General features: G+C 58.6%; 24 protein-coding genes and 2 pseudogenes. 24 read left to right on the top strand and 2 right to left on the bottom strand.

Annotated elements, in window-relative coordinates; genetic code table 11:
* The first annotated feature begins 56 nt into the window (after positions 1–56).
* The 3 genes from P3T23_RS29990 to P3T23_RS29980 all read left to right on the top strand — a co-directional run bounded on the left by P3T23_RS29990 (position 57) and on the right by P3T23_RS29980 (position 3045).
* Positions 57–1064: a zinc-dependent alcohol dehydrogenase family protein gene (locus P3T23_RS29990; protein ID WP_429319713.1), complete on the top strand. Its 1008-nt coding sequence runs from the start codon at positions 57–59 to the stop codon at positions 1062–1064.
* A gap of 180 nt (positions 1065–1244) precedes the next feature.
* Positions 1245–2327 carry a Gfo/Idh/MocA family protein gene (locus P3T23_RS29985; protein WP_429319712.1) on the top strand — a complete coding sequence of 361 codons (1083 nt, stop codon included), beginning with the start codon at positions 1245–1247 and terminating at the stop codon, positions 2325–2327.
* Positions 2328–2493: 166 nt separating this feature from the next.
* Positions 2494–3045 carry a glutathione peroxidase gene (locus P3T23_RS29980; protein ID WP_429319740.1) on the top strand — a complete coding sequence of 184 codons (552 nt, stop codon included), beginning with the start codon at positions 2494–2496 and terminating at the stop codon, positions 3043–3045.
* A 5-nt stretch (positions 3046–3050) separates the two neighbouring features.
* Here P3T23_RS29980 and P3T23_RS29975 read toward each other — a convergent pair.
* Positions 3051–3344 (bottom strand): annotated as a pseudogene (locus tag P3T23_RS29975) (LysR substrate-binding domain-containing protein); the annotation flags it as partial.
* 445 nt (positions 3345–3789) lie between these two features.
* Between P3T23_RS29975 and P3T23_RS29970 the strand changes: the two are divergent.
* The 17 genes from P3T23_RS29970 (at position 3790) to P3T23_RS29890 (ending at position 21179) form a co-directional block, all read left to right on the top strand.
* Positions 3790–4518, top strand: a complete 729-nt coding sequence (locus P3T23_RS29970) for a dienelactone hydrolase family protein (RefSeq protein ID WP_429319711.1) — start codon at positions 3790–3792, stop codon at positions 4516–4518.
* A 721-nt stretch (positions 4519–5239) separates the two neighbouring features.
* Positions 5240–5791 (top strand): nitroreductase family protein, encoded by a 552-nt coding sequence (locus P3T23_RS29965; RefSeq protein WP_429319710.1) that lies wholly within the window; start codon positions 5240–5242, stop codon positions 5789–5791.
* Positions 5792–5879: 88 nt separating this feature from the next.
* Complete coding sequence (locus tag P3T23_RS29960) at positions 5880–6941, top strand: LLM class flavin-dependent oxidoreductase (protein ID WP_429319709.1); 1062 nt, start codon at positions 5880–5882, stop codon at positions 6939–6941.
* Between the two features lie 148 nt (positions 6942–7089).
* On the top strand, positions 7090–8613 hold the full coding sequence (locus P3T23_RS29955) for a long-chain-fatty-acid--CoA ligase (RefSeq protein ID WP_429319708.1): 1524 nt from the start codon (positions 7090–7092) through the stop codon (positions 8611–8613).
* 18 nt (positions 8614–8631) lie between these two features.
* Complete coding sequence (locus P3T23_RS29950) at positions 8632–9054, top strand: nuclear transport factor 2 family protein (protein WP_429319707.1); 423 nt, start codon at positions 8632–8634, stop codon at positions 9052–9054.
* 179 nt (positions 9055–9233) lie between these two features.
* Positions 9234–10043: an enoyl-CoA hydratase/isomerase family protein gene (locus P3T23_RS29945; RefSeq protein ID WP_429319706.1), complete on the top strand. Its 810-nt coding sequence runs from the start codon at positions 9234–9236 to the stop codon at positions 10041–10043.
* Positions 10044–10071: 28 nt separating this feature from the next.
* On the top strand, positions 10072–11331 hold the full coding sequence (locus tag P3T23_RS29940; protein ID WP_429319705.1) for an acyl-CoA dehydrogenase family protein: 1260 nt from the start codon (positions 10072–10074) through the stop codon (positions 11329–11331).
* Entirely contained in the window at positions 11328–12134 is an 807-nt protein-coding gene (locus P3T23_RS29935; protein WP_429319704.1) for an enoyl-CoA hydratase-related protein, read from the top strand. The genes P3T23_RS29940 and P3T23_RS29935 overlap by 4 nt, the downstream gene beginning before the upstream one ends.
* Positions 12135–12445: 311 nt before the next feature.
* Positions 12446–13681 (top strand): amidohydrolase family protein, encoded by a 1236-nt coding sequence (locus P3T23_RS29930; protein WP_429319703.1) that lies wholly within the window; start codon positions 12446–12448, stop codon positions 13679–13681.
* 50 nt (positions 13682–13731) lie between these two features.
* Positions 13732–14865 (top strand): amidohydrolase family protein, encoded by a 1134-nt coding sequence (locus P3T23_RS29925; protein WP_429319702.1) that lies wholly within the window; start codon positions 13732–13734, stop codon positions 14863–14865.
* A 14-nt stretch (positions 14866–14879) separates the two neighbouring features.
* The gene (locus P3T23_RS29920) at positions 14880–15431 is read left to right on the top strand and encodes an ureidoglycolate lyase (protein ID WP_429319701.1); all 552 of its coding nucleotides are present in this window, start codon (positions 14880–14882) and stop codon (positions 15429–15431) included.
* A 169-nt stretch (positions 15432–15600) separates the two neighbouring features.
* Positions 15601–16071, top strand: coding sequence for a MaoC family dehydratase (locus tag P3T23_RS29915; protein ID WP_429319700.1), 471 nt, complete (start codon positions 15601–15603; stop codon positions 16069–16071).
* 58 nt (positions 16072–16129) lie between these two features.
* The gene (locus tag P3T23_RS29910; RefSeq protein WP_429319699.1) at positions 16130–17293 is read left to right on the top strand and encodes an acyl-CoA dehydrogenase family protein; all 1164 of its coding nucleotides are present in this window, start codon (positions 16130–16132) and stop codon (positions 17291–17293) included.
* 12 nt (positions 17294–17305) lie between these two features.
* On the top strand, positions 17306–18325 hold the full coding sequence (locus P3T23_RS29905; RefSeq protein ID WP_429319698.1) for an acyl-CoA dehydrogenase family protein: 1020 nt from the start codon (positions 17306–17308) through the stop codon (positions 18323–18325).
* A 50-nt stretch (positions 18326–18375) separates the two neighbouring features.
* A complete protein-coding gene (locus tag P3T23_RS29900; RefSeq protein ID WP_429319697.1) occupies positions 18376–19128 on the top strand; it encodes an electron transfer flavoprotein subunit beta/FixA family protein in 753 nt (250 codons plus the stop codon).
* A gap of 13 nt (positions 19129–19141) precedes the next feature.
* Positions 19142–20098, top strand: coding sequence for an electron transfer flavoprotein subunit alpha/FixB family protein (locus tag P3T23_RS29895; RefSeq protein ID WP_429319696.1), 957 nt, complete (start codon positions 19142–19144; stop codon positions 20096–20098).
* Positions 20099–20297: 199 nt separating this feature from the next.
* The gene (locus tag P3T23_RS29890) at positions 20298–21179 is read left to right on the top strand and encodes an IclR family transcriptional regulator domain-containing protein (RefSeq protein ID WP_429319695.1); all 882 of its coding nucleotides are present in this window, start codon (positions 20298–20300) and stop codon (positions 21177–21179) included.
* 100 nt (positions 21180–21279) lie between these two features.
* On the opposite strand, the gene P3T23_RS29885 is transcribed toward P3T23_RS29890, so the two are convergent.
* Positions 21280–21939 carry a TetR/AcrR family transcriptional regulator gene (locus tag P3T23_RS29885; RefSeq protein ID WP_429319694.1) on the bottom strand — a complete coding sequence of 220 codons (660 nt, stop codon included), beginning with the start codon at positions 21937–21939 and terminating at the stop codon, positions 21280–21282.
* Positions 21940–22608: 669 nt separating this feature from the next.
* On the opposite strand from P3T23_RS29885, the gene P3T23_RS29880 reads away from it, so the two are divergent.
* From P3T23_RS29880 to P3T23_RS29865, 4 genes and pseudogenes are all read left to right on the top strand, one after another.
* A complete protein-coding gene (locus tag P3T23_RS29880; protein WP_429319693.1) occupies positions 22609–22833 on the top strand; it encodes a hypothetical protein in 225 nt (74 codons plus the stop codon).
* Positions 22834–23254: 421 nt separating this feature from the next.
* The gene (locus P3T23_RS29875; RefSeq protein ID WP_429319692.1) at positions 23255–24505 is read left to right on the top strand and encodes a bifunctional 3,4-dihydroxy-2-butanone-4-phosphate synthase/GTP cyclohydrolase II; all 1251 of its coding nucleotides are present in this window, start codon (positions 23255–23257) and stop codon (positions 24503–24505) included.
* A 679-nt stretch (positions 24506–25184) separates the two neighbouring features.
* A pseudogene (locus P3T23_RS29870) lies at positions 25185–25364 on the top strand (long-chain fatty acid--CoA ligase); the annotation flags it as partial.
* An 81-nt stretch (positions 25365–25445) separates the two neighbouring features.
* Positions 25446–25889 carry a cupin domain-containing protein gene (locus P3T23_RS29865; RefSeq protein ID WP_429319691.1) on the top strand — a complete coding sequence of 148 codons (444 nt, stop codon included), beginning with the start codon at positions 25446–25448 and terminating at the stop codon, positions 25887–25889.
* Positions 25890–25925: the final 36 nt, after the last annotated feature.

Here is a 25925-nt window from a genome sequence, read left to right as displayed (position 1 = left end):
GTGCCCCCAACGTTGCTTACGCCGCTGTCGAAATGCCCTGGGAGGTTTGATCATCAATGAAAGCGTTCGTCGCACATGGTTTGAATGGTCCGGATTCACTGTCGATCGATGATGTGCCCGCACCCGGCGCGCTTGGGCCCGGGCAGATTCGAGTGAGCATGCGCGCCGCGTCGCTCAACTACCGCGATCTTCTCCTGTTGTCCGGCGCACTTCCCTCAAAGCGGGACCTGATCCCCTGCTCTGATGGAGCCGGCGAGGTAATCGAAATCGGGTCTGACGTTTGGCGCGTGAAGCCTGGCGATCGTGTGGCACTTACCTTTAACCCGGACTGGATCGGTGGCCCATGGCAAGCTTCTCCTGCAAGTGCTGGGCGAGGCGGTGCGGTCGACGGCGTAATGCGCGAGCAGTTGGTCGTCGATCAGCACGAGGCGGTGCCTCTGCCGCAGCATCTGAGCTTTGAGGAAGGTGCGACGTTGCCATTGGCGGGTGTGACTGCGTGGCGCGCGCTGTGCGGTGCTGCGCCGCTGCTGCCGGGCATGACTGTTCTGCTGCAGGGTGGCGGTGGCGTCTCGGTGTTTGCTCTTCAGTTCGCCAAGCTGTTCGGCGCGCGAGTCATCATCACGTCGTCCAGCCGGGAACGGTGTGCTCGCTTAAAGACCATGGGCGCCGATGAGACGGTCGACTACCGCGAGGTCCCTGAATGGAGCGCCGCCGTACGAAAGCTCACCGACGGCGTGGGCGTGGACCTTACGGTCGAGGTTGGCGGCGCAAAGACCATGGACCAATCGCTGGCATCGACGCGGGCAGGGGGGCTGCTCGCGCTGGTTGGCCTGCTGAGCGGTCGGGTCAACAGCGGTTCTCTGCTGGCCTTAACGCATCAAGTGGACGTCACTCAGGTCAGGGCTGGCAGTCGCCAGGATTTGGAGGCGATGAACCGTGCCGTCGCATTCCACAAGCTCCGGCCGGTGATCGACAGCCGTTACAGGTTTCAGCAGCTGCCCGATGCGCTGCGCCGCCTGCAAAGCGGTCAACATCTGGGCAAGATCGTGATCGGATTCGACTAGCGATCAGCGCCTCACGCCTGGTTCCATGCACCCAAGCTCAACGGGACGACAGGTGATTCGTCTTTCTCCCAGCTCAATGCGGTCAAGCCTGCGAGCGAATCTCCTTCGGCACACGTCTACTTTCCGTCACAACGGGAACGGAAAAGAACGAACTCATTTTCTTATACATAGGTTGCAGCCATGACTCAAACAGAAATTCGCGTCGGAATCGTCGGAGCCAACGCCGACGTAAGTTGGGCGAAAGTGTCGCACGTTCCGGCGATTAAAGGGCTGCCTGGCGCAAGGCTTGCAGCTGTGGCGACGCGCAATGAGCAAAGCGCGCGGCAAGCGGCTGAAGCTTTTGGTGCCGACCGCTGGTTTTCCGATCCCTACGCAATGATCCGCGATGACCGGATCGATGTCGTAACGGTCGCCGTGAATGTGCCCGCACATCGCGACCTCGTTCTGGCGGCGTTGGACGCGGGCAAAGCGGTCTACTGCGAAGCACCGCTTGGATGCACCGTCTCGGAGGCTGAAGAGATGGCGCGTGCGGTACGTTCGCAGCATACGGCGATCGGGTTGCAGGGCCAGCTGAATCCATCAGTGCGGCGTGCGGCTCAGTTACTTTCGTCGGGAAAGATTGGGCGGCCGCTCAACGCGAGAGTTGTCTCGACTACCGTGGGTTTCGGGCCGCAAATGCCTTCCACGCACGATCTTTTCAACAAAGCATCGTCTGGCGCCAATCTGCTTACTATCACCGGGGGGCATACACTCGATGTGGTGGAAGCGCTCCTTGGGCAGATCATCGAGGTAGACGCCCGGACGGAAATCGTGTGGCCCGCGGTCAAACTGACAGACACCGGCGAGGAGCGTATGCGTGAAACTGCTGATCACGTCGACGTTCTAGGAAAGACGCGTTCTGGCGCCGTCGTTACGGCGCACATTCACGGTGGCGCAGCGCCGGAGGATGCTCGCTTCAGCTTCGAAATCAAGGGATCGGAGGGATGGCTCAGCCTGACTAGCAACCACCCCTACGGCTTCCAGGCTGGAGATCTCGAACTCAGGTCAAACGTCGCATTCGAGGCGCCCGAGCAGGCCGCGGTCTCAGGTGGGTTCATGGGTGCCGCGATCAATGTGGGAACGGTCTACGCTCATCTCGTCCGCGATATTCGTGAGGGCACCTACAACACTCCCGGTTTTGAACACGCGGTTCACAACACCCGTCTCATCGAGGCTGTAAGGCGGGCTGCAGAACGAGGCGAGCGGCAGAGCCTGACAACCTGAGGCCTTGAACATCTGAGGCGCACTTGCTGATACTGGGTGGAATGCGCGGAGACGGCGCACATTCGTGCTTCGACATGCCGGGATGAGAGCGGTTCAGGAATCCGTTAATCTACCGGCTGGCCAGCGTTTTACGCAGCCGACCCGCCCCTGTTCAAGGAGAAACTCGATGTCACAAACGCTATACGATATTGCGCTGAAATCAATCGATGGTCGGGCGACGAGTCTCGCCGCCTACCGAGGCAAGGTATTGCTGGTGGTCAACGTCGCCTCCAGGTGCGGCCTTACCCCGCAATACAGCGGCCTGGAGAAACTGTATCAGGACAGACACGCACACGGCCTTGAAGTACTCGGATTCCCTGCCAACAACTTCAAAGGCCAGGAACCGGGCACCGATGACGAAATCGCATCTTTTTGTGCCACAAGCTACGACGTGCACTTCCCGCTCTTTTCAAAAGTTTCCGTGGTTGGCGAAGACCAGCATCCGCTGTATGCGCAGTTGGTCCAGGCGCAGCCGCGGGCGACCGGAGAGGGGCCATTTCGGGAGAGGCTCAAAGGGTATGGCGTGCATCCCAAGAATCACGCGGATGTGCTGTGGAACTTCGAGAAATTTCTTATCGGGCGCAACGGCGAAGTAGTCGGTCGCTTCTCGCCAGACGTAACGGCGGAAGATTCGCGTCTGCTTGCTGCCGTTGACGCGGAGTTGACCAAGACAGCCTGATAATTCATCGCTGCCGGGTCGGCAACCAGCGCTTGCGGCACGACTTCCCGCAAGAACTCGACAAATGTCCAGACCTTGGCATCGAGGTATTGCCGCGAGGGATATAGGACGTAGGCCGTCAGCTTCTGAAGGTGATAGCCCGGTAATACACGTACTAATGAGCCGCTGCGCAGGGCAGGTACCGCTGATGACATGGGCAGGGCGCCGACCCCTTTGCCCTCCCGCGGCGCGGCGGAGAGCGCGTGCGCAAGGTTCACGTGAAAGGCCGTCGGCGGAAGCTCGAACGCCTCCGCCTGATCGAGACGCAGAAGTCCTCCCTTATGGGCTAATCCCATTTCTCACGCAAACAGCGGATTGCTCTAACGGCGAAAGCCGTCTCCGATGGTACGCGCCGCCGGTTGTGCAGGCTCGCCTCTTTAGCTTCATTGAGTGAATCGATTCATTCCATGAAATATCAATTCGCCGTACTTGCCGCTTGCCATTCGCCATAGTACGTTGGGGTCTAACGCGACAGACTATAGGGAAAGGTTCTCTGAAGACCTTATGCGCCGACTGTTTTATATGTCGGTGCCGACAGCGTACCCGGGTCTACATTGTTGACCTGTTCGATCGAACTATTCACAGTTCGCTCGGAAGGCTCACTGCCAATGCGTCCTTGAGCGGCGTCGCGGAAAATGCGTCGCAATGGTCGGCATCCAGCCACCGGGACCCACGATTCACTTTTTTGCACTCGAGGCAGAGCGAATGATCGAACGAGAGGAGATGCTGGATACCGACGAAGGAACCATGGGCGTGTTCATAGTCCGCCCGGACGGCGATGGGCCCTTTCCGGCAGTGATTCAAATCATGGACGCATTGGGCATGCGCGAAGAGTTACGCGAACACGCGCGCCGCGTGGCTTCGTGGGGCTATTACGTCCTGTCGCCGGATCTTTTCTATCGATTCGGCCTCAAGGCGCCGCTTTCCACCGATGAAAATGGCATGAAAACGATCACGGGTGCAGTCAAAGCGTTGACGGACCAACGCGCAGTGAGCGATGTCAAGGCGGTGCTCGAGCTTGCGCAGCGGGACAATGCTGCATCGCTCAAAATGATTGGCATTTACGGCTACTGCATGGGCGGCAGGCTCGCACTCATACTCGCCGAGGCCCTTGGTCCGCACGTTGCCGCCAGTGCTTCCGTTCACCCCGGATGGATCAAGGATCAGCCCAAACCGCACCTCGCTCTCGATCACGTGCAGGCCGAGCTTTACTTCGGCATTGCGGACAGCGATCAGATGGCTACGCGAGAAGATATGGCGGCACTCGAGCGACGGCTGGATGCGCGCCGCATCCGATATCAACTCGAGTGGCATCCCGGAGCATTTCACGGATTCATGATGCCCAGTCGATCCGATGTTTATGACGCGGCTGCGGCCAATATCGTATGGCGTCGAATTCAAGCCCTCTTTGCACGGACGCTCGAAGCGGCTTAGCGGATCATGTTGAAGTCGCCTGATAACGCATGATGGCAGGTACCAGGTAGGTGACCAAAGTCCGTCGTTGCATGCACGCACCAAATAGCGTTGCCCTGCCTCTGTCTGGGCGATGCTGCGGGTGCTGCGGTTGAGCAGTCAGTCGGGTACGTAGATGCGTTTCGCCCGACCCATGCCTTCTTCGTCACGGACCTTGAACAAATCCGCTTCGGCCATCCATCGGCGCGTCCGACGAATAAGGCACGTCCTTTCATAAGCGAATGTATCTCGCACGCAAATAACGGAGTAGTGGTCATGGCCAACACGGTGGTTACGGTGAGTGTCTTCGGCGCTCAGGCTCAATCGATCCGGGCGCGCAATTTTTAGTCGACCCCGGGTGGTTACTTGGCCACTTACCTCAGACCTATAAATCGATTGCCCGATATGTTGGACAAATCTATGCCTTGATCAATTTCATCTGGTGAACCGAATTTTTAGGTTCATTAGATGAACCCAAGATTCAAAGAGGTTGATATACGCGTTTAGCCATAGTACGTTTGGGTCTAACGCGAGCGGCTACAGAGAATGGTGTCTTTCCGAGGCGTTGTGCGTCGCCAGCTTTCAATGTTGATACTGGCATCGTGCATTGCTGGCCCGGGTGTGGAGATCGGCACGGCAGTTTGATTGCGTATTTTCAGCGATGGATTCTAAAAACGTTTCGACTATGAACTGGAGGAGATCGATGGAGGCTATCGATGCCATTCAAACACGCGTCTCGGCGTCGAGGTTGGATGCGCCCGGCCCAGGCGAGGAGGATTTGTCGCTCATTCTGCGTTCGGGGATTCGTGCACCGGACCATGGACGCCTGACGCCTTGGCGTTTCGTCATTATCGAAGGTGCCGCCCGCGAGACGCTCGGCAACGCCATGGCGGAGTTGCGCAAGCGCAACTTCGCTGATGCGACCGACGAGAGCCTGGAATCAGAACGGGCGAAAGCTCGACGCGCGCCCATGATTATCGTTGTGGCGGCTCGCGTCGATCGGCAAAGCAAGGTTCCCGAAATTGAACAACTACTCGCGGCAGGCGCTTGTGCCCAAAACATTTGGCTGGCGGCTCATGCTCTCGGCTATGCGGGCATGTGGAAAACCGGAGACGCGGCGTACGACCCATCCGTGAAAAAGGCGATTGGCTTGTCCGAGGATGACCACGTTGTGGCGTTTCTCTACATCGGTTCGGCTGTGGCAAAAACGCCTGTCAGGCCATTGGAAGTAGAGCGATTCGTCACGCGATTGTAGTCGCACTCGAACTATCCAGAGAAACAAACAGGTGAAGGCGCCGATACCAGCGTTGCGGCAAAGCCAAAAATCATGAGGTGTAGAAATTATGGAAGTCGGAATTCTTTGCGTTCTTCAGAACTTCGAGAATCGGATGACGGATACCGAGCTCTATGAGACGGATATGGACATCCTCGTCAGTGCTGAGAAGCTCGGGTTCGATTCGGTCGCTGTCGTCGAACATCATTTTTCGAACTACGGGATGGCCCCGGACAACATGCAGATTTTGAGTTACGTGGCAGCCAAGACGTCGACCATCAAGTTGATGACCGGCGCAGTGATTCTTCCGTGGAACAACCCACTGCGGGTTGTCGAGAAAATGATCCTTCTGGATCATTTGAGCGGGGGGCGCGCACGGTTCGGCATGGGACGAGGGTTGGCGCGCCGCGAATATGAGACTTTCGGTATTCCGATGTCGGAGGCTCGGGACCGCTTTGAAGAGGCCGCACACATGATCCTCGAAGGGTTGGAGACGGGAATCGTCGAAGGCGAGGGTCCTTACTACAAGCAGATGCGTACAGAGGTGCGCCCGGGGCCGTTGAATAGCTTCAAGGATCGCCGGTATTGCGTGGCGATGTCCCCGGAGTCGATTCCGCTGGCCATCGACACCGGCTCGACCATGTTGTCGTTTGCGCAGAAGCCTTGGGCCGAGATGGCGCCACACTTCGATTTCTATCGAAAAGGGTATGCCGAGAAGTGGGACCGTCCGGCGCCCGCACCGATTTGCGTCGACTTTGTGTTTTGTGATGAAAGCGCCGAGCGAGCCGAAGAATTGGCCCGCGAGTACATCGCGAACTACTACAAGACCATCCTGGTTCACTACGAATTCGCCGGCGAACATTTCGACAAGAAGGTCTATGGCAAGTACGCGAAGGACGCCGAAGTCCTCCGGCAGGTTGGATATGATGCTGCCGCCAAAGCTTTCGTAGACGTCAACACTTGGGGGACACCGACCCAGATCCTCGAAAAGCTCGAGCAGCGCAAAAAGGAGATCGGCGACTTCGCCCTGACGATCGAGGTGAGCTATGGCGGCATGCCCAAGGGCGTAGCGCGTCAGAACATGGAGCTCTTTGCCAGGTCTGTATTACCGGAATTGCACAGCTGGCAATAGCGGCACTGGGGGTTTGGTCCTCTGCCGAGCGATCGATTCAAGATCGTCTCCCTGACAACGACCACGACCACCTATGCGCCACCAACATGATCGGCGAAACCGAGCCGACATCGTAGACGGCGGCGCGCAAACGGATCACGAGTTAAACGTGGAAACGCTGAGCGATAAAGTGAGGAAGTGGGCGGCTACTCGGCCGGACCTCGTTTTGGTCTGGGCGGGTGACGTCTCTGTAACAAGCCGACAGCTGGATAGTCGTGCCAACCAGGTGGCCAATGGGTTGCGGCAAGATGGCGTTGCTCGCGAGGGCAGGATTGCGATTCTTTCCAAGAACACGCCGGTTTTCCATGAGCTGCTTGTTGGTGCCGAGCGCGCTGAGGCTGTTCTGGTGTCGATCAATTACCGGCTTAGTGCGAGAGAGATCCTGTTCATTCTCGATGACGCAGGGGTGGAAGTTCTATTCGTCTCGTCTGAATTGGAGCCCGTTTTCCGTCAGATCGCTGCGTTCGCCAAGACGGTCAGGAAATGCATCATCATCGATGCAGCTCAAGGGTACGAGGTGTGGCGGCGCCCTCAGGATGACCGGGATCCGCATCGGCCCGTCGCCAGCGATGCTGTGTCGGTTCAAATGTACACATCCGGAACCACCGGTAGACCTAAGGGCGTGTTGTTGACCCATGCCAATATCGTCGCTGCGCTATCGAGCGCGGCCGCTGCCTGGGGCCCTTGGCACACTCGCGACGTCCTGTTGGTCACAATGCCGCAGTACCACATCGGGGCGAGCATCTGGGGAATGATGGGTCTGTGGCTCGGCGTGCCTGGGGTCTTGATGCGCGAATTCGTTCCAGGCGAGGCCCTGCGGCTCATCCAGATACATCGCGCCACGAAGGCGCAGCTGGCTGCCGTGATGATGCGCATGATGCTTGACGATCCTGCAATGACCGAAGTCGATCTGTCTTCTCTCGAGCTGATCATCTATGGTGCGTCGCCCGCACCACTGGAACTGATCCGGCGCGCGCGCGAAGAGTTCGGTTGCGGCATCGGGCAAGGTTACGGCATGACAGAAGTCGCCGGGTCGTTGACATATCTTGCGCCGCGCGACCACGAAGAGGAAATCGGCGAACGGTTGAAGTCGGCGGGGCGCCCCGTGGAAGGCGTCGAGATCAGGATCGTCGATCCGCAGGGCGCCCCGCTGCCTGAAGGTTCGATCGGGGAAGTGGTTTGCCGGTCCGCGCAGGTTACGCCTGGTTATTGGAGGCTGCCGGATGCCACTGCGCAGTGTTTGCGCGACGGATGGTTTCATACCGGCGACCTGGGTCGTATCGACTCCGACGGCTATCTGTATATCTGCGATCGCCTGAAGGACATGATCGTTTCTGGGGGCGAGAACATCTATCCGGCGGAGGTCGAAGCCGTATTGAGCGCTCATCCGGCCGTCCAGGAGGTTGCAGTATTCGGCGTGCCCGATCAGCGCTGGGGGGAATCGCCCATGGCCGTCGTGGTGCTCAACACGGATGCCACCGCGTCGCCCGAAGGCCTCATCGAGTTCGTACGTGCACGCCTCGCCCGCTACAAGGCCCCTCGATCCATCGAATTTGTGGCTTCGCTCCCGCGCAACGCATCAGGAAAGGTGTTAAAGCGTGAGTTGAGAAAAGCGTACTCGACTGGCAGATAAGAAGTTAGGAGACAAGCAATGACTGATGCATATCAAGCGACGCGGGAAATGCTTGATCGCGAAGCGATTCGAGATCTCGTCGTCTGTTATTACGACGCGGTGTGGAGGGACGACATCGAAACGATTGTCGGCCTCTTTATTGAGCACGGCAGCATCGAGGTCCTCAATGGCCCCCTGGCCGGGCAAGACGTCTGTGGTCACGAACAGCTGCGCGCCTTCTATACGGCCGGCATCTCAAAGATGAGCCCGCGCCCTTTTGGTCATAACCACCTCGTGGAACTGCTCGACGAGGGCCGCGCCAGCGGCCGCTCTTATGTCGAATTGCGAAACTCGAAGGACTATTCCTGGATAAGCGCTGTCGTCTACACCGACAGGTATGTCAAGGTGGGTTCAAGCTGGAAGTTTTTGAAGCGGTGCGCCGAAATGAAGTATGTCGGCTAGGACTGTCTTCTTGCGAAGAAGTTGATCGTCCGGTCGCCGGACTATTACACAATCGACGAAGAACGCGACCAACGAAGCTGAATTCGGTTAGCCATCGAGTTCGACCTTGTCCGTTGACGGTCGTTCGCGAGCCGCTTGCGAACCATGATCATTGAATCCGTACATAACGCAGGTCTTGCATGAACTACACGAAATACGAAGCGCTCGAAGTAGTACGTCGTGGCAACGTTTTGCATATCACGTTGAATCGCCCCGACGCGCTCAATGCGATCGATCGCCAGAGTTTGACTGAGCTATCCACGGTGTTCATCGAAGCATCGATGGACGCCGAGGCGGACGTAGTCGTGCTGACTGGTGCAGGTCGGGCGTTTTCCGCGGGAGGCGACTGGAACTGGATGCTGGAACAGATTCGTGAACCGGACCAGTTCTACGAAGGTTTGGTCAACGCTAAGCGGATGCTTTACAGCGTCATCGATTGCGAGAAGCCCATCGTCTGCCGTCTGAACGGCGACGCCGTTGGCATGGGCTGTACGCTTGCTTTGGCTTGCGACTTCGTCATCGCCGATGATCGTGCTCGCCTCGCTGATCCCCATGTGCGTGTCGGCCTTGTGACGGGAGACGGCGGGGCAACGCTTTGGTCATGCTTCGTCGGCCATATGCGGGCAAAGAAATATCTGTTGACGGGCGACTTCATCGAAGCCGGGAAAGCGGAAGAGATCGGGCTCATCACCGCCGCGGTTCCAGCGGACGAACTCGATGTGTGCGTTGGCTCTTTGGTCAAAAAATTGGCCAGCGGTCCCACGCGCGCGGTGGCCTGGAGCAAGGCGGTCATCAATATCGGCCTGCGACAAGCCTTGTCCGCGTCGCTGGATGCCGCGCTTTCGTATGAGGCGCTGTCCAATCAGACGGCCGACCACAAGGCAGCCGTCGAAGCGTTCCTAAAGGGAGAGAAGCCTGCCTTTGCGAGCGCCGCCCGGTTCGCAGGATGACAACGCCATCGTATCCAAAGGAGTCGCCATGGATTTTGTCGATTCCCCCGAGCAGGCAGAATTTCGGGCCGAAGCACGTGCGTGGCTTGCCGGGAACGCGCCGCAAGATCTCTATGAGGTCCTGAGATCGGCGAGCTTCGGTGATGCCATTCTCGAGTCGCCCGAAATGATCTCGGCATCGAAAGCGTGGCAGAGAAAAAAACAGGCTGCCGGCTGGGCGTGCATTCAGTGGCCCCGCGAATACGGCGGACGCAACGCTACGCCGATCGAGCAGGTGATCTGGCATGAAGAGGAGGGCGTCTATGGCCTGCTGAACAAGATTGTGATGACCGGGCATGGTATCTGTGCGCCTACGCTCATCTCCTGGGCCACCGAAGAGCAGAAGCGGCGATTCCTGCCCAAGCTTGCCTCCGGTGAGGAAATCTGGTGCCAGTTGTTTTCGGAGCCGGCGGCCGGCTCGGACCTGGCGGGGTTGATCACTCGGGCCGAGCGGCGTGAGGGCGGTTGGCTGATCAACGGGCAGAAGGTTTGGACCAGCCATCTGCACTATGCCGACTACGCCATTCTCCTCGCACGAACCGATTCTTCCGTCCCCAAGCACGAAGGGTTGACGATGTTCTTTCTGGCCGTCGATACACCGGGGCTTTCTCACCGGCCAATCAAACAGATTACGGGGCAATCCGGATTCAACGAGGTCTTCCTGACCGACGTCTTTATTCCGGACAGTCAGCGGCTCGGAGCCGTTGGGCAAGGCTGGAAGGTGGCATTGACCACGCTCATGAACGAACGTCTCACCGTCGGCAACGGGGGCATGCCCACCGGATTCAAGGAACTGTTCTCATACTGCTGCACGGCGGAATGGGGTGGTGAGGGGAAGGCAATTGACGATCCGTGGGTACGCTCGAAGCTCGCGAGCTGGGCGGTTCGCACGAGCGGTTTGAGGCACACCGCGTCGCGCAGCATTTCCGCACTCTGCAAGGGCCTGCCTCCCGGTCCGGAGGGGTCGATCGGCAAACTGGTCGCCGGCACGACGATGCAGGAAATCGCGATGTTCGCGATCGATCTGCAGAACGAGGCAGGCCTGATACAGGGGAAGCAGGCGTCGGCTGGCGGTCGCTTTCAAGCCATGCTGCTGCGCTCGGCCGGCACCCGCATCGAAGGAGGAGCGGACGAAATCCTGCGCGGCATTATTGCCGAGCGGGTTCTGGGGCTGCCTCCCGATGTTCGGGCTGATAAAGGCATTCCGTTCAACAAGATTCCACGGGCCGATAGGTCTATTTACGTATGAACGCGATCACGGCGAAATTCGAACAGATCATCGTTGCTGCGCACGATGGCGTGGGAACGATCACGCTCAACAATCCAGCTCTTAAAAACGCGGCAACGCCTGCAATGGTGCGCGAAATCATTGCCGCGCTCGATGCTTTCGAGGCGCCGGACTCCGGGGTTCGTTGCGTGGTCCTGAGCGGATCGGGCAACGCATTCTGTTCGGGTGGGAGCCTGCGTCCCGGTGATAGCGAAAACACCGGGCCGGCCGACGCAGGTTACACGCTAGAGGCAACGCACAATCCGTTGATCCTGCGCCTGCGCGGCTTGATGGTGCCGGTCATTACGGGTGTCAACGGAGCCGCGGTCGGCTTCGGAGCCAGTCTCGCCCTGATGGGCGACCTGGTATTGGCCGCAAGTAGCGCATTCTTTCTTCACGGCTTCCGGAACGTTGGATTGATTCCGGATGGTGGTGCCACCTGGATGCTGCCGCGGGTAATCGGTCGGGCTCGGGCCATGGAGATGTCACTGCTCGGCGAGCGTTTGTCTGCCGCTCAGGCGTTCGAATGGGGCCTCGTCAACCGCGTATACGAAGACGATGAGCTGATCGCTCATGTGCAGCATGTTGCCGCTTCGATTGCGACCGGACCCACGCGTTCATTCGCGATCACGCGTCAGCTGTACTGGGACGGGGCCGAGCGTTGCTTCGAGGAGCAACTCGCCGCAGAGCGGCATGCGCAAAGGGCGGCGGGTGCGACCGAGGATTATCAGGAAGGCTTGGCGGCTTTTCGGCAACGCCGCGCGCCGGTCTTCAAGGGCAGATAGTGCGCGCCGACATTCAATTACGCCCTTAGAAGCATTGCGACCTGATCATCGCAGAACGATGATGATTTAATAAAAGAGGACTACGAATTAGGCTGATTTTATCGGAGGAGAGAAAGAATGGTAAAAGCAATGGCTCTTTGGCGTTAGGGGATCTTTGAGGGCGTGAGGTTTACACATAGGTTCAAAGCGTCTTGACGTTTCATACTCGGACGCGTGAGCTGAGTGTGCCTGTCCGCGCGCTCGGCATTTCTGATTGACGTCATTCGGATGGCGATGTCTTTAATCCAAAAGTGTTTTGGAGGTGAAGTGAGATGAAAATCAAATATGGTGTGGTTAGTTCCGATTCTCACGGGCAGATACATAAAGATGCCTTCACTCAGCGTATGTCGAAGGCGAAGTTCGGCGACCGGATTCCGCAGCTCGTCGAGACGAGCGATAAGGCGCACATGTCAGACCCGGTCGATCGGGTGGTCGAGCGCTGGCGCGTCAACGGGATGATCGTTGAGAAGCGCGGCGTGTCGAACTGCGCGGCGTATATGAACGATCCCATGCGCGCGACGTTCCCGCAGCACTGGGAAGAGGTGCCGAAGGCCATCTATGATCCGATTGAGCGTCTCAAGGTACTGGCTACCGATGGAATCGACGGCGAGGTTCTCTACCCGAATCCACCGATCCAGAACGCGACGTTCTTTCAGGGTGACGCGGAGTTCGAGTTGGCTTGTGTCCAGGCCTACAACGATGCCATGTACGAAGAATGGTACCAGGTCAGCAAGAACTTCATTCCCCTGGCGCTCACCCCTTATCTGGGCGGTCTCGACGTGACCATCGCAGAGGTCCGCCGGGTGGCGAAGATGGGCTACAAGGGGATCCTCATCGTAGCCGAACCGGGCGAGGTGGTCGGCAAGACGCGTGGTTGGAGCGCGAGCTCCAGCTGGGGAATCGACAACGACAACCTGAACTACAAGTTGCCGGCGTTCGCCGATCCGCATTGGTGGCCATTCTGGGAGACGTGCCAGGAATTGGACATGCCGGTTCACTGGCACGCCAATGCCGCACTTTCATTTGGCACGTCGATGTGGAAAGGTTATGCGCGCCCACAAGCCTGGGTGGCCACGGCGCCTTCCTCGTGGTCGGCCCTTTCGCAGTTCATGCCGAATCTCGTTTTCAGCGGCGTGCTCGAACGTTTCCCAAAGCTCAAGTGGGTCCTCGCGGAGTCTGGCATTGGCTGGTTTAACTACACCCTCGAATCCTTGGATCACGAATGGGAGCGCCGTTCGCTCTGGAAGCACGGTATCAAGAATCGGCCTAGCGAACGGCTAAAAGAACAGGTTCACCTCTCTTCCTGGTTCGAGGCTGAGGGCGTGAAGGCGGTACAGATCGACAAGTCGCATCTCATGTGGCAGTCGGACTTTCCGCACAACCCGTCGACCTTTCCGGTTTCCCAGCAGGTTATCGACCGATCGTTTAGGGACATTCCGAAAGAGACCCGTGACCGCGTTCTCTACAAGAATGTATTGGATCTCTATAAGGAAGAAGAAACCCGGTAGCCGGGCTTCTGCGTATTCGACATTGAACGGTTGTGGAGGAGGTGGGGATAATGTCTTTTCAAGTCATCAGTACAAACGAGCACGTGATCGAAGCGCCGGATGTATGGACGCCGCGTATGTCCAAGGCTCAGTGGGGCGATCGGATACCGCATATTCGTATCAAGGACGACGGGACCGAAGTGTGGATGATTGACGGCGTGGAGGTCCCGCTACTCGGATCGGGTTCAGCAGCAGCGTGCATGCCCGATCGCTCGGACGAACCGACCAGATGGCGCGACGTACCGTCCGTCGTCACCAACGTCACGGAACGCGCAGCCTCGATGGAGGCACAGGGTGTTGGATATGCCGTGCTCTATCCGTCCGTCGCCGGCATCGGCGGCGAGACGTTCGGAAGAATTGAGGATCCGGAACTCGAACTGGCCTGCGTTCAGGCCTACAACGACTGGCTCATCGACGAGTGGGGGGGCAATCCGAAGTTCATCCCGCAATGCATTTTGCCGTTGTCCTCGTTCGAGGCCATGCGCGGCGAGCTCATCCGTTCGGTCGAGAAAGGCCACAGGGGCGTCATTTTTCCCGGCATCCCGGACCAGGTCCGCAAGGGCGCGCCCCACATCAACGACTCAGGTTACGACGCTGTCTGGAAGGCATGTGAGGAACTAGGCGTTCCCGTGTGCTTCCACTCCGGCATCGTGCCCTCGATGGAGCTGACGCCGTACGGTGGCTACGCTCCGGCGGTGGCGGCTGCGTTCCGTGCAATTGCGCGCCCCGTGACTGGTGCGGCGATGCTGTCCAACTTTGTCATTTCGAGAGTTTTCGAGCGCTTCCCCGGGCTGAAGGTGGTGTTCGCCGAGAGTGCGATGGGACTGACGTCGTTCACCATTGAAGGCGGCGACTACGGCTTCGGCATGTGGCGCCTCGATGAGCGCTACAGCTATAAGGCCAGGCCGTCGGATCTCTTCCGTAGCAACTGCTTTGTCGTGGGCTGGTACGACCGCGTGAACCTGAAGCAAGTGACGGAATATCTGGGTTCGGACTCGTTGCTATGGACGACGAAGTTCCCGCTCGGGACATCTTCATGGCCCGACGTTCAGAAGCAGGTTGAATCGTCTTTCGCCGCGATTTCGGAGGCGGACAGGGCCAGGGTACTGTGGTCCAATGCCGCTAAGCTATACAAGATAAATTGACTTGGGGTGTTGAGATGGAAGACAACTTAGAGATCGTGCGAGTAAAAGTTCAGCCCCTGACGCGGGACGGAATGAAGCCTTACGGGGACGTGCTGGATCGCGACCATCCGATATTTCCACAGGTCGATGCCGGACATGGCGCGGTGGCAATGGAAATCAACACGCTGGAGCACAACAGCAGTGTCAGGCAGACGCTGGATCAGATGGCGATCCACGGCACTTACACGCAGAGTTTCATTGTGCTCAAGGGTTCGATGATCATGGTGTATGCGCCAGCCCCCTCCGATTTGACTGGCGAAGTCGAGAAGATGGAATTCGATTACAGCCGCGTTGGCGCCTTTGTGTTGGCAGAGGGCGATGTTGCACACATCAACCGAGGCGTGTGGCATGGCGCTTATGTCTTGAGCGGTGGCTGCACGTTCGTCAATGTGACACGCAAGGACCCCGGTGAGGGGACGACTAATGTGGTGGAAGTCGATGATGAGAAGCTCAAGTACAGCAGAGAATACATCGAGCTGGTGAATCTTCGTCGACGCGACAGGAAGCAACTCGTCCTTGAACTGTGACGCGGGTCAGTGACCGAGCAAGGGCTCGCTGGTCGCGTCACAGTACCTCTCGAGACTTGCGGCCCTGGGTTTGCGGGCGCTTTTCTGTTGTGCTCCATTCGCCAGGGATACGACGATGGCGGCGACTGCCTGCCGACGCCGCAGACTATTTGACAACTTTGGAGGAGATATGGCTCATGCGCGAGACGCACGGCAGCTCGGCCGTGGTTTTTACTGGCAGGAGATTAAGGCGGGAGATCGCTTTCGCACTTATCGGCGAACGGTGACCGAGAGCGACCTCGTGAACTTCATCTCGGCAACGGGCATGCTGGAGGCGATCTTCATCGATGCGCAGTACGAGCACGGCGCGATGCGTGGAAGACCCGTGCCTGCCGCATTGACTAGCGGATTGATCGAAGGCCTGCTGTTCCAGACGATGGTGCAGGGAACCGGCCTTGCGTTGCTCGAGTTTTCGCTGAAGACGCATGGGCCGGTGGTGGTCAACGATACGATTTACGGCGTTGTGGAAGTCGAAGAGGTGAAACCCACGTCAAAGAACAATCGAGCCGTTGTGACGAGCCGCGTCGAAGTGTTCAACCAGCGCGACGAACTGGTACTGAGCTACAGCGTGAAGCGCTTGCTGGCTGGCCAGCCGCAATGACGGTACGAACGCATGGCGATTCGATGGATTTGACATTCATGCACACGGGCGTAGCACGATGATCGATCGGTTTTCTCTTACCCGCATTCCCGCCGAGGATGAAGCGCTGCGCGCGCCAGTGCGAAGCTTCCTACGTAACGCACTCGGGGCGCTTGCGCCTGCGACGCGCGCGCGGTCATGGCTGGGATTCGATGCCGGTTTCAGCCGGGCGATGGCGGAGCAGGGCTGGATTGGGTTGACCTTGCCCAAACCTTACGGCGGCGGTGGACGAAGTCCATTTGCCCGCTTCGTGCTCGTTGAGGAGCTGCTGGCGGTCGGTGCGCCAGTTTCGGCGCATTGGATAGCGGACCGCCAGAGTGGGCCTCTGATTGCCCGATACGGCACTCACGAGCAGAAAGCGTTTTATTTGCCGAAAATCTGCGCTGCGCAAGCCTTCTTTTGCATTGGCATGAGCGAGCCCAATGCGGGCTCGGACCTTGCGAGCATTCGCACGCGGGCTGCGCAAACTGCGAATGGATGGCGCCTCACCGGGCGGAAGATCTGGACGACCAATGCAGAAAAGTCGCATTACATGATCGCCCTGGTTCGCACTTCGGGCACTCCGGAGGATCGGCATCGCGGCCTGTCGCAAGTTATCGTCGACCTTTCGTTACCGGGAGTCAGTATCGCTCCTATCGAGGACATTGCGGGGGATCGACATTTTTCCGAAGTCACGTTCGATGACGTCGAGTTGCGTCACGATGCGCTGATTGGCACGGAAGGCGCCGGCTGGGAGCAGGTCACCGCCGAGCTGGCATTCGAGCGAAGCGGCCCGGAGCGAATCTATTCGAGCGTCATCTTGCTCGAGGAATGGCTGCTTGCATTACAGGCTGCAAAGCGTGCGGGCCAAGACGTCTCACGGAGTGAGCGTAGTGCGCTCGGTGCGCTGATCGCGGAACTTGCCACATTGCGTGAGCTGTCGCTGTCGATCACCGGCCGGCTTGCGAAAGGCGAGAGTCCGGCTATCGAAGCCGCTCTTGTGAAGGACCTAGGCACGAGCTTTGAACAATCGATACCGACAGTCATTGGCGATCTGCTCGGCACGCGTCCGCTGCAGGGTATCGAGTCGAGTCTCGCGGACGCACTCGCTTACGTGACGAAGATCGCCCCATCATATTCGCTGCGCGGCGGCACGCGCGAAATCTTGCGCGGCATGATTGCTCGCGGGCTTGGACTTCGCTGAGAGGAGAGACGGATGGATGACATGCTGACCGCCTCTATTGAGCCGGTACTCGAAGAGCGGTGCACGCCGGCACTGGTGCGCGAAATGCTCGGCGCTGGCGCGGATAACGCGCGACGCGACTTATGGCAGGCGTTGGACGAGCTGGGCTTTCTCGATGCGCTGGTGCCGGAGTCGGCCGGTGGATCGGGCGTCTCACTCGATGAGTGCGCAGGTGTGCTATTTGCGTTCGGCCGTCATGCGATGCCGCTGCCCGCTGCACACACGATGATCGCTCGTCGGCTGCTCGCGGCTGCTTCGATGGCGCTCCCCTGCGGTCCGATTGCGTTTGCCGTACTAGATGGTTCAGCGTCCAATACGGCATTTGTCCCGTTTGGTCTCGCTTGCGAATCGGTTCTTGTCGAGATGAGCGACGGATTTAGGCTTATCGACATCGATGACGCAACTGTCCAGCCGCGCACTGAGTGGGGTGGACTTGACGCGACAGTTGTATTCCCTGCTGGCGTTGGGAAACATATGGGCGCGGTGTGCGCGGGCAAGGAACCGAACACGGGCGTCCTGCTCGGGCTCGGTGCACTGGTCACTGCGGCCTTCATGGTCGGCGCCATGACCCGCGTACTCGAGATGACCGTTGATTACGTGAGCGATCGTCAGCAGTTTGGGCGGTCGATCGGAAAATTTCAGGTGGTTCAGCATAACCTGAGCGTGATGGCCGAGCACGTAGCGGCCGCGCAGATCGCCGTGCAGAGCGGCTGTGCATCGGAGTCGTCGTTACGTCGTGCGATTGCGAAAGCGCGAGCGAGTCGCGCCGCGCCGCTTGTCGCGAATACCGCCCACTCGCTGACAGGTGCAATGGGAATCACCGCTGAATACGATCTGCAGCTCTATACGCGAGCTCTGCATTCTCAGCGCTTGCAGTTTGGGTCCGAGGCTTACTGGGACGAGATAGTTGGCACGTACGCGCTAGAGAATTGGTCATCGGCCGTGCCAAGTATCGTCGACCTGACGAGTCTAGCGGCGAGCGGGGCCACCTGAGCGGAATTCGCATCAGGTGGCGAGGACAGCACCCACCATCATATATATCCATGGCAAAAGTCATTGTTTCAGTCAAGAGAGTGGTCGACTACAACGTGAAAGTTCGAGTGAAGTCGGACGGAACGGGTGTCGACGTTGCGAATGTAAAGATGGCGATGAATCCGTTTGACGAGATCGCGGTGGAAGAAGCGGTGCGTCTGAAGGAAGCGGGCTTGGTGACGGAGGCAATCGCCGTGTCGGCAGGTGTTGCGCAAGTGCAAGAGACGCTGCGCACGGCGCTCGCGATCGGCGCGGACCGCGCGATCCTGATCGAATCGAACGAAGAGTTGGAGCCGCTGGCAGTCGCCAAGCTCCTAAAGGCGCTCGTCGACAAGGAGCAGCCGCAACTGGTGATCCTCGGCAAGCAGGCCGTAGACGACGATTCGAACCAGACCGGCCAGATGCTGGCCGCGCTCGCGAATCTGCCACAGGCCACGTTCGCCTCAAAGGTTACGATCGCCGACGGCAAGGCGACGGTAGCGCGCGAAGTGGACGGCGGCGCGGAAACGCTCTCGCTCACGCTGCCCGCAGTGGTCACCACCGACCTGCGCCTCAATGAGCCGCGCTACGTGACACTGCCCAATATGATGAAGGCGAAGAAGAAGCCGCTTGAGACGCTGAAGCCGGAGGACCTCGGCGTCGATGTGACGCCACGGCTGAAGACGCTGAAGGTCACGGAGCCGCGCAAGCGCGCTGCCGGTGTGATCGTGCCCGATGTGGGGACGCTCATCGAAAAGCTGAGAACCGAGGCCAAGGTGCCGTGAGGGGACAACGAACATGACAATTCTGGTAATTGCCGAACACGACAACACGTCGATCAAGGACGCGACGCGCAACACGGTGGCGGCGGCAGCGCTTATCGCGAGTTTTGTGTCGCAGGATATTCAAGTGCTGGTGGCAGGTCACCACGCTGAGGGCGCGGCGCAAGCCGCGGCGAAGATTGCAGGCGTCGCGAAGGTCCTACTCGCCGATGCACCACAGCTCGAGGCCGGTCTGGCGGAAAACGTCGAGGCGACGGTGCTGTCGCTTGTGCAAAACCCGGCGAAAAACTATTCGTACATCCTCGTTCCTGCTACCGCCCACGGCAAGAACGTCGCGCCGCGCATTGCGGCGAAGCTCGACGTCGCGCAGATCAGCGATATCACCGCGGTGGTTTCCGCGGACACGTTCGAGCGCCCGATCTACGCGGGCAATGCGATTGCGACGGTGCAGTCGAGCGATGCGATCAGAGTGATGACGGTCCGGGCGACGGCCTTCGATGCGGTGTTGGCAGAGGGCGGCAGTGCAGCGATCGAGAAGATCGAAGCGGCGGCCGACCGCGGCATCTCGCAGTTCGTGAGCCGGGAGGTAACGAAGCTCGCTCGTCCCGAGCTCACGAGCGCGCAAACGATCGTGTCGGGCGGTCGGGGCCTCGGCAGCGGCGAGAACTTCGCGCTCGTACTCGAGCCTTTGGCGGACAAGCTCGGCGCGGCGCTGGGTGCCTCGCGCGCGGCGGTGGATGCGGGCTTCGTGCCGAACGACTATCAGGTGGGCCAGACGGGCAAGATCGTGGCGCCGCAGCTGTATGTGGCAGTCGGCATCTCGGGTGCGATTCAGCACCTCGCAGGGATGAAGGACTCGAAGGTGATCGTAGCGATCAACAAGGATCCGGAAGCACCGATCTTCAGCGTGGCCGACTATGGACTTGTCGGGGATCTGTTCACGTTCGTACCGGAACTCGTCGCCGAGCTTTAATGTCGGTGGCAGCGGGTCAACACCACTTGTTCGAATACATCAAAGCATTTTATAACGATAATCGTCGTCATTCGTCGCTCGAGTTTGCTTCGCCGGCTCGGTACGGCAAGACCGGATCAAAGCACAGCGAACGGACGACGTAAAATAGGGTGGACTTGAGTTACCCGGTGCGCTGATCTGATCCGACTCGGAGTTAAAAGTGACTTCTTTCAATCCAGTGATCGCTCTCGAACGGGGGTTGGCGGTTCTGACAGTTGTGAACAGACTGCAAAGAGCCAAGGTTGCGGAGGTCCGCGCTCAAACGGGCCTGGACAAAGCAACGGTCATACGTATGCTCGAAACGCTGATTCACGCTGGCTACGTTGTCAAGGACTCGAAGGAGTCGGCCTACTTTCCCAGCGCACGAACCATGCAGCTGAGCTGCGGCTTCAATCTTCCACAACGCATAGCCGAGACCGCGGGTCCCGTCCACTCTCAGTTCCATCGTGCCGTCGGCTGGCCATCGGTCCTGACTATTCGTGATGGCGACTCAATGATCACGATCCATTCCAGTAACGAGGATGGGGTCCTGCAGCTCAATCGTCCCAGCGGGTTCCGTGCGCCGATGCTGATGACGTGCCTTGGCCGGGCATATCTGGCGTATTGCAACGATCAGGAACAGGATCGAATCATCGCGTCGCTTGCGGATATACCAGGCACAGACACTGAACTCGCTCGTGAGCCGTCCAAGCTGAAGGCTCTCCTGGCAAAGATCCGCGCTCAAGGATACGCGGTCAACGATCGAGGATACGGAGAGCGCATGCAACACAACCTGTGGGCTCTGGGCGTTCCTGTTAAAGACAGCAACAACGTCTATGCATCTCTTGCTCTGATCATACCGGGGAACCTTTTTACCCGTAAGGCCGGAATTCACAAGTATCTGCTCACGATGCAAAAGGTAGCCGAGAAACTGGCTGCGATATTTTCAGAGCAGGGATTCAATATGGCGGCTGTTGAGTTGTATAAGACATCGAGCAAAAGAGGTGGGACGCGCAGACTGCCCGATGCACAATCGCTTCCCGGCGTAATCGGCCCGCTGTAAACAGTTCGTTTCCGGGGCCGCTCGTGTCACCATATCGCGTTGGCGGCAACCCTTTGGGCGGTCCCGCAAGTCCTCCGCAACACCGCGCATGTATCTGCTCTTATTGAGGGGCTCTGCTCAATGCTTTCCAAACTGCTTTTGTGGCAACTCTTAAGGCATCCCAACCGGTCTCATTGTCGCCGCGCCGGCGGATAAAGACGACGAGACCATGCAGGTGCGAGACGATGAGCTCTGCGCGCAACGCGCATTCACCGGATGGAAGTGACGGGTTGAGCTCAGCAATAAGACCCGAAAACATATCGATGAGTTCGCTTTGGTTCCCGGCCATCAGCTCGTTCACGAAAGGCTCATGCTCGGCCAGGCTCCAGCAATGAAGCGCAAAGGCACCCGCGTGTCGCTCGGGACCTGTTAGCAGCTCGAATACTTGATCGACGATGCGCTCGAGGCGGTCCTCGGGCGATCGAGCATTGTCTCTTGCCAACTCCCGGTACTCAGCGATGTAGCGGCGAGCCAGTTCCTGGATGGCGCTTCTTAATAGCTCCTCACGCGTGCCGAAGTAATGCTGAAGCGTCCTCAACCGAATCCCTGCGTCGTTCGCAATGCGGCGTTGCGTGAAACCGACGTAGCCTTCCGTGGCAAATACGCTGATCGCCACCTCCAGAATTTCGGGGACGCGTGTGGTGCGATTACCGCGACGTTTGGGCTCAGGAGCAGGATGAGCCCCTCGAATTTCGTCAGATGTCAACTTCAGATCTTTCATCGCAGCTCATCAATGCGGGGTCGCTTCTGGTGGATTTCGGCCTACAACTGCCGAAATTATAAGTCATGTGACTCAAAAATGTTAGTCGTTGATCCTCATCATGTAACCAGATACCGACACAAGATGCCGCGAAAGCAGCTGTATAGCGGGTTTACCCCTAGCAATCTTCGATTGTGTGTTAGTCAAGCAACCACTAATATTTAGTCAAGAGACACATTTATGCTTGGTCGTAGGTACAGGGCTCGGTCGACGACACGGACAGTCCAGCGAGCGATCCCGGGAATGGGGCATCAGGAGGCGGAAATGAGTGCGGGCGGACAGTCGTTGCGTTGGCTCATCGACAAATGGTTTGGTCTCGCGGCGGGAAACGCCTATCGGCTTACGCGATCCCCGTGCGCGGAGTCGTCTTCATGCCGCTATGTCTGCCTGGAGGCAATTCGGACGGGCTGCGCGTTAAAAATCTTCTTCTTCCGCCACGAAGACCGCTCGTGGAGCGTCTTTCCTCCCGCGCCCAAGAGACCGACGCTCACTTTGGACTAAGCGGGCTTCAAAGGACAACAGCAGGCATTGTGGCCTGGCAATCGAAATCGATGCCACGCGACCGCGGGGCGCAGCTTGAGCGCTCGACGTGATTTGCCGAGGCTGCCCACATTCAGGAGGAGGTGACCTATGGACATTCTGAAAATAGCCATTGCCTCGGGGATGCACGTCACGCTTGATGGCCGTATTGGCACGCAGGAATACCGGAGCGTGCACGGCTCATTGCAGGCGTTGCGACGCTTCGCTGAGGCGGTACTGATCACGGCCCCAATCGTTGCTAAACGCCCGGAAATGACCGAAGCGGAGGGCAAAGCCGATTCGTCGAACAGCCAGGGATGTGAGGCCCAACGATGATTGCCGGCGTTATGAGCTATCGCAGCCCGTGCAGCAGGTCGGGGCAGTGTGCTGCACGCGTTGGCGTTCACATCGGGCGCAGACGAGGTGGGCACGGCAATCGCACCGGTGCGCAAGCTGTCGGTTCGCGAAGCACGGCGATCCGGATGAAGACCTGCCCGAATCGGAGGCCCCGCGAGCACAGGAGCCGGAAGCTGGGGAAAGCGCCATGAACCCTCGCCACGCTTCTTTTGCGCTCTTCCGAGCCATCGATGCTGCGCCGCGAGTTGCATGAGAACAGCGTATAGACATGCGTCGGAACAACAAGGCCGCGGAGGCGCAGTCGGCAGCGTTCTTTTATCGTCATCGGGACGGCAATCGACGCGCCACCTGATCGAGAGCGCCGTGCGGGTACAAGTTCGGGTATGGAGGAGAAAAGGACGTGAAGACGGATTCAATCGAAACTGCAATTGCCGCAGTCGCGGCGGGCCGGATGGTCGTTGTCGTGGATGACGAAAACCGTGAGAACGAAGGCGATCTGATTATGGCTGCGCAGGCTGCCACAGAGGCGAACCTTGCCTTCATGGTGCGTCACACGAGCGGAGTGCTTTGTGTGTCGCTGCCGGGAGAACGTTTGGACGCACTTTCGCTTCCGTTGATGGTGGCGAGCAATAGCGATTCAATGAGTACCGCATTCACGGTGAGCACGGACTACCGCATTGGCACAACGACCGGGATTTCAGCGGCCGACCGGGCCATCACCGTTAGGGCGCTTGTCGACGAAAAGGCCATCGCCGGCGATTTTAGCCGGCCGGGGCACATTTTCCCGTTGCGGGCAGCTCGCGGAGGCGTATTGCGACGTGCGGGACATACAGAAGCGGGGGTTGACCTCACGCGACTCGCGGGGATGGCGCCGGGCGGCTTGCTGGCTGAGATCGTCAATGACGATGGAACCATGGCGCGGTTGCCGCAATTGATGGAGTTCGCGCACATGCACTCGCTGCCCATTATCACGATCAAGGATCTCATTGCGTATCGTCGTAGGCGGGAGCGCATCGTCGAGCGCATGTCGGCGGCGCGTTTGCCCACCCGATATGGCGTGTTTACGGTATATGGGTACAGAGAAACCATTTCGGGGGAAGAACATGTTGCGCTTGTCATGGGCGACTTGGCGGGCCGCGAGGCTCCTCTCGTGCGTGTTCATTCGGAATGTCTGACCGGAGAAGTCTTCGGGTCGATCCGATGCGATTGTCGGGCACAACTTGACCTGGCGACGGAGCAAATCGCAGCGGAGGGCCGCGGTGTCGTCGTCTACCTTAAGGGACACGAAGGGCGCGGCATCGGGTTGACCGAGAAACTGCGAGCCTATGCCCTGCAAGATGAGGGCCTCGATACTGTTCAGGCAAATTTGCGACTTGGTCTTCAGGTGGATACGCGAGACTACGCGGTCGGTGCTCAGATCCTGCAGGATCTGGGGGTGACAAAGATGAGGCTGATGACAAACAACCCGCTCAAGTACCAAGGAATTTCCGAGTTCGGATTGAGTATCGAACGGCGTGTGCCCCTTGTCACTACGCCAACCAGTGAAAACGCTTTCTACCTGAAAACCAAACGGGCAGTGCTCGGGCACATGTTGGACTGCGATGGCAAAACAAAAGCTGCGGACGCTTTAGCGGGCTACAAATATCGCTGATCCGTCGCGCTGAGCAGAGCCATAAAGCTCCGATCACTGAACCCAGGCTGATATGCTGCGACCAAGGGTGTGCCCAAATCTCGCCCACAATCAAAGGGCACCACCCAGAAACCCTTGTAAAACCGTGATAGTCCCAACCTTGACCGGCGCGAGACTATTCTTTATAAATCATGGGGTTAGATTAAGTGCCAGACAAGGTGATGGCACTCCTCATCTGGTCGATCCGTCATCTTTCCAGTCCCGGGATATTCGGCCATCTGAGGCCGGTGTTCAGAGCGAACTCGGTCACGTGCCGCATCCAGTCGGTTGCCATTGCGTCAAGCAGACACCGCGCTTCTTCTGGCGTGATCCAGCGAATCCGCTTTCTTGACTCTGGCATGTCGGCAAGTTGAGGTACACGATCAATCCACGCCCACGACCTGACTGCCGCATTCAGCATTCCCCGGATTGTCGCCAGATACGGGTTTCGCGTCGCCGTGCTGACGGGTTGCTCTGACCTCCCTTTTACCTTCATCACGTCGTCGAAGTCAGGCAATTGTTACGCGTATGCGCGCTAGCACACACTTGGAAAGTAGCGACGAGAATACTGTTTGCCTCCAAATCGGTCTTGCACAACGTTGGAAGCCGCAAACGTCGCAGATTGTTTGCAGAGAGGCCTTGGCTCTCGCAATACCCTGACGGCGTCGCGGACCCACAATCCGGCGAGACGCCCGTCGCGTTCGTGGCGAAAAAGGATCCGGCGTTGACCGAGGCGGATGTGGTCGTCCTGGTGAACGATCTGCCGAAAACGCCTGTCGGCAAAGCGCTGCGGCGGCAATTGCGAGACCAGCCAGTTAAATCGACTCTAAAGATTCCGTAGGCCGACGCGCCCCAAGCGGCGCCTTCATTGCCTACAACCGTGGCGGACTGACGAAAATCCCTGATCTGGAGGAGGTTGAAAATGACTCCCAACGGCGCGCCGACAGGCGACCCAATCAAACTTGGTCAATTGCGCATCCGGTACCTGCTCGATGGAACGGCCACAGGCGGCATGGGTATTTTTGAGCTGACCGTGCCGCCCGACTCTCCAGCCCCGCCGCCACATAGCCATACACGTAACGAAGAATGCGTCTATCTCCTGGAGGGCGTGCTTCGGTGCTCGGTCGATGGAACAGTCCGAGACCTAACGCCGGGAGAATGGATGTTTAGCCCAAGAGGATCGGTCCATCACTTCAGCAACCCGCACACTGATACAGCACGCGCCCTGGTCGTCCTTACGCCCGACATCGGAGCGCAGTATTTTCGTGATGTCGGAACAATCATAAATGCCGGTGGGCCGCCCGACCGCGAAAAGCTGATCGGTGTAATGTCGAGGTACGGACTGGTGCCTGCCCAGCTTCTGTGAAATGGCGAACGGTCGTTGCCCGACAGTCGCTTCCGG

The sequence above is a fragment of the Paraburkholderia sp. GAS448 genome (assembly GCF_050435685.1).
GTDB lineage: Bacteria > Pseudomonadota > Gammaproteobacteria > Burkholderiales > Burkholderiaceae > Paraburkholderia.
The sequence above is the reverse complement of the archived record's forward strand: the minus strand, read 5'-3'. Positions and strand labels throughout refer to the sequence as shown.

What these genes read in the sequence shown, in the direction of transcription:
- P3T23_RS29990 (WP_429319713.1), top strand. Translation starts at nt 57, where the DNA reads ATGAAAGCGTTCGTCGCACATGGTTTGAATGGTCCGGATTCACTGTCG.
- P3T23_RS29985 (WP_429319712.1), top strand. Translation starts at nt 1,245, where the DNA reads ATGACTCAAACAGAAATTCGCGTCGGAATCGTCGGAGCCAACGCCGAC.
- P3T23_RS29980 (WP_429319740.1), top strand. Translation starts at nt 2,494, where the DNA reads ATGTCACAAACGCTATACGATATTGCGCTGAAATCAATCGATGGTCGG.
- P3T23_RS29970 (WP_429319711.1), top strand. Translation starts at nt 3,790, where the DNA reads ATGATCGAACGAGAGGAGATGCTGGATACCGACGAAGGAACCATGGGC.
- P3T23_RS29965 (WP_429319710.1), top strand. Translation starts at nt 5,240, where the DNA reads ATGGAGGCTATCGATGCCATTCAAACACGCGTCTCGGCGTCGAGGTTG.
- P3T23_RS29960 (WP_429319709.1), top strand. Translation starts at nt 5,880, where the DNA reads ATGGAAGTCGGAATTCTTTGCGTTCTTCAGAACTTCGAGAATCGGATG.
- P3T23_RS29950 (WP_429319707.1), top strand. Translation starts at nt 8,632, where the DNA reads ATGACTGATGCATATCAAGCGACGCGGGAAATGCTTGATCGCGAAGCG.
- P3T23_RS29945 (WP_429319706.1), top strand. Translation starts at nt 9,234, where the DNA reads ATGAACTACACGAAATACGAAGCGCTCGAAGTAGTACGTCGTGGCAAC.
- P3T23_RS29940 (WP_429319705.1), top strand. Translation starts at nt 10,072, where the DNA reads ATGGATTTTGTCGATTCCCCCGAGCAGGCAGAATTTCGGGCCGAAGCA.
- P3T23_RS29935 (WP_429319704.1), top strand. Translation starts at nt 11,328, where the DNA reads ATGAACGCGATCACGGCGAAATTCGAACAGATCATCGTTGCTGCGCAC.
- P3T23_RS29930 (WP_429319703.1), top strand. Translation starts at nt 12,446, where the DNA reads ATGAAAATCAAATATGGTGTGGTTAGTTCCGATTCTCACGGGCAGATA.
- P3T23_RS29925 (WP_429319702.1), top strand. Translation starts at nt 13,732, where the DNA reads ATGTCTTTTCAAGTCATCAGTACAAACGAGCACGTGATCGAAGCGCCG.
- P3T23_RS29920 (WP_429319701.1), top strand. Translation starts at nt 14,880, where the DNA reads ATGGAAGACAACTTAGAGATCGTGCGAGTAAAAGTTCAGCCCCTGACG.
- P3T23_RS29915 (WP_429319700.1), top strand. Translation starts at nt 15,601, where the DNA reads ATGGCTCATGCGCGAGACGCACGGCAGCTCGGCCGTGGTTTTTACTGG.
- P3T23_RS29910 (WP_429319699.1), top strand. Translation starts at nt 16,130, where the DNA reads ATGATCGATCGGTTTTCTCTTACCCGCATTCCCGCCGAGGATGAAGCG.
- P3T23_RS29905 (WP_429319698.1), top strand. Translation starts at nt 17,306, where the DNA reads ATGGATGACATGCTGACCGCCTCTATTGAGCCGGTACTCGAAGAGCGG.
- P3T23_RS29900 (WP_429319697.1), top strand. Translation starts at nt 18,376, where the DNA reads ATGGCAAAAGTCATTGTTTCAGTCAAGAGAGTGGTCGACTACAACGTG.
- P3T23_RS29895 (WP_429319696.1), top strand. Translation starts at nt 19,142, where the DNA reads ATGACAATTCTGGTAATTGCCGAACACGACAACACGTCGATCAAGGAC.
- P3T23_RS29885 (WP_429319694.1), bottom strand. Translation starts at nt 21,939, where the DNA reads ATGAAAGATCTGAAGTTGACATCTGACGAAATTCGAGGGGCTCATCCT.
- P3T23_RS29880 (WP_429319693.1), top strand. Translation starts at nt 22,609, where the DNA reads ATGGACATTCTGAAAATAGCCATTGCCTCGGGGATGCACGTCACGCTT.
- P3T23_RS29865 (WP_429319691.1), top strand. Translation starts at nt 25,446, where the DNA reads ATGACTCCCAACGGCGCGCCGACAGGCGACCCAATCAAACTTGGTCAA.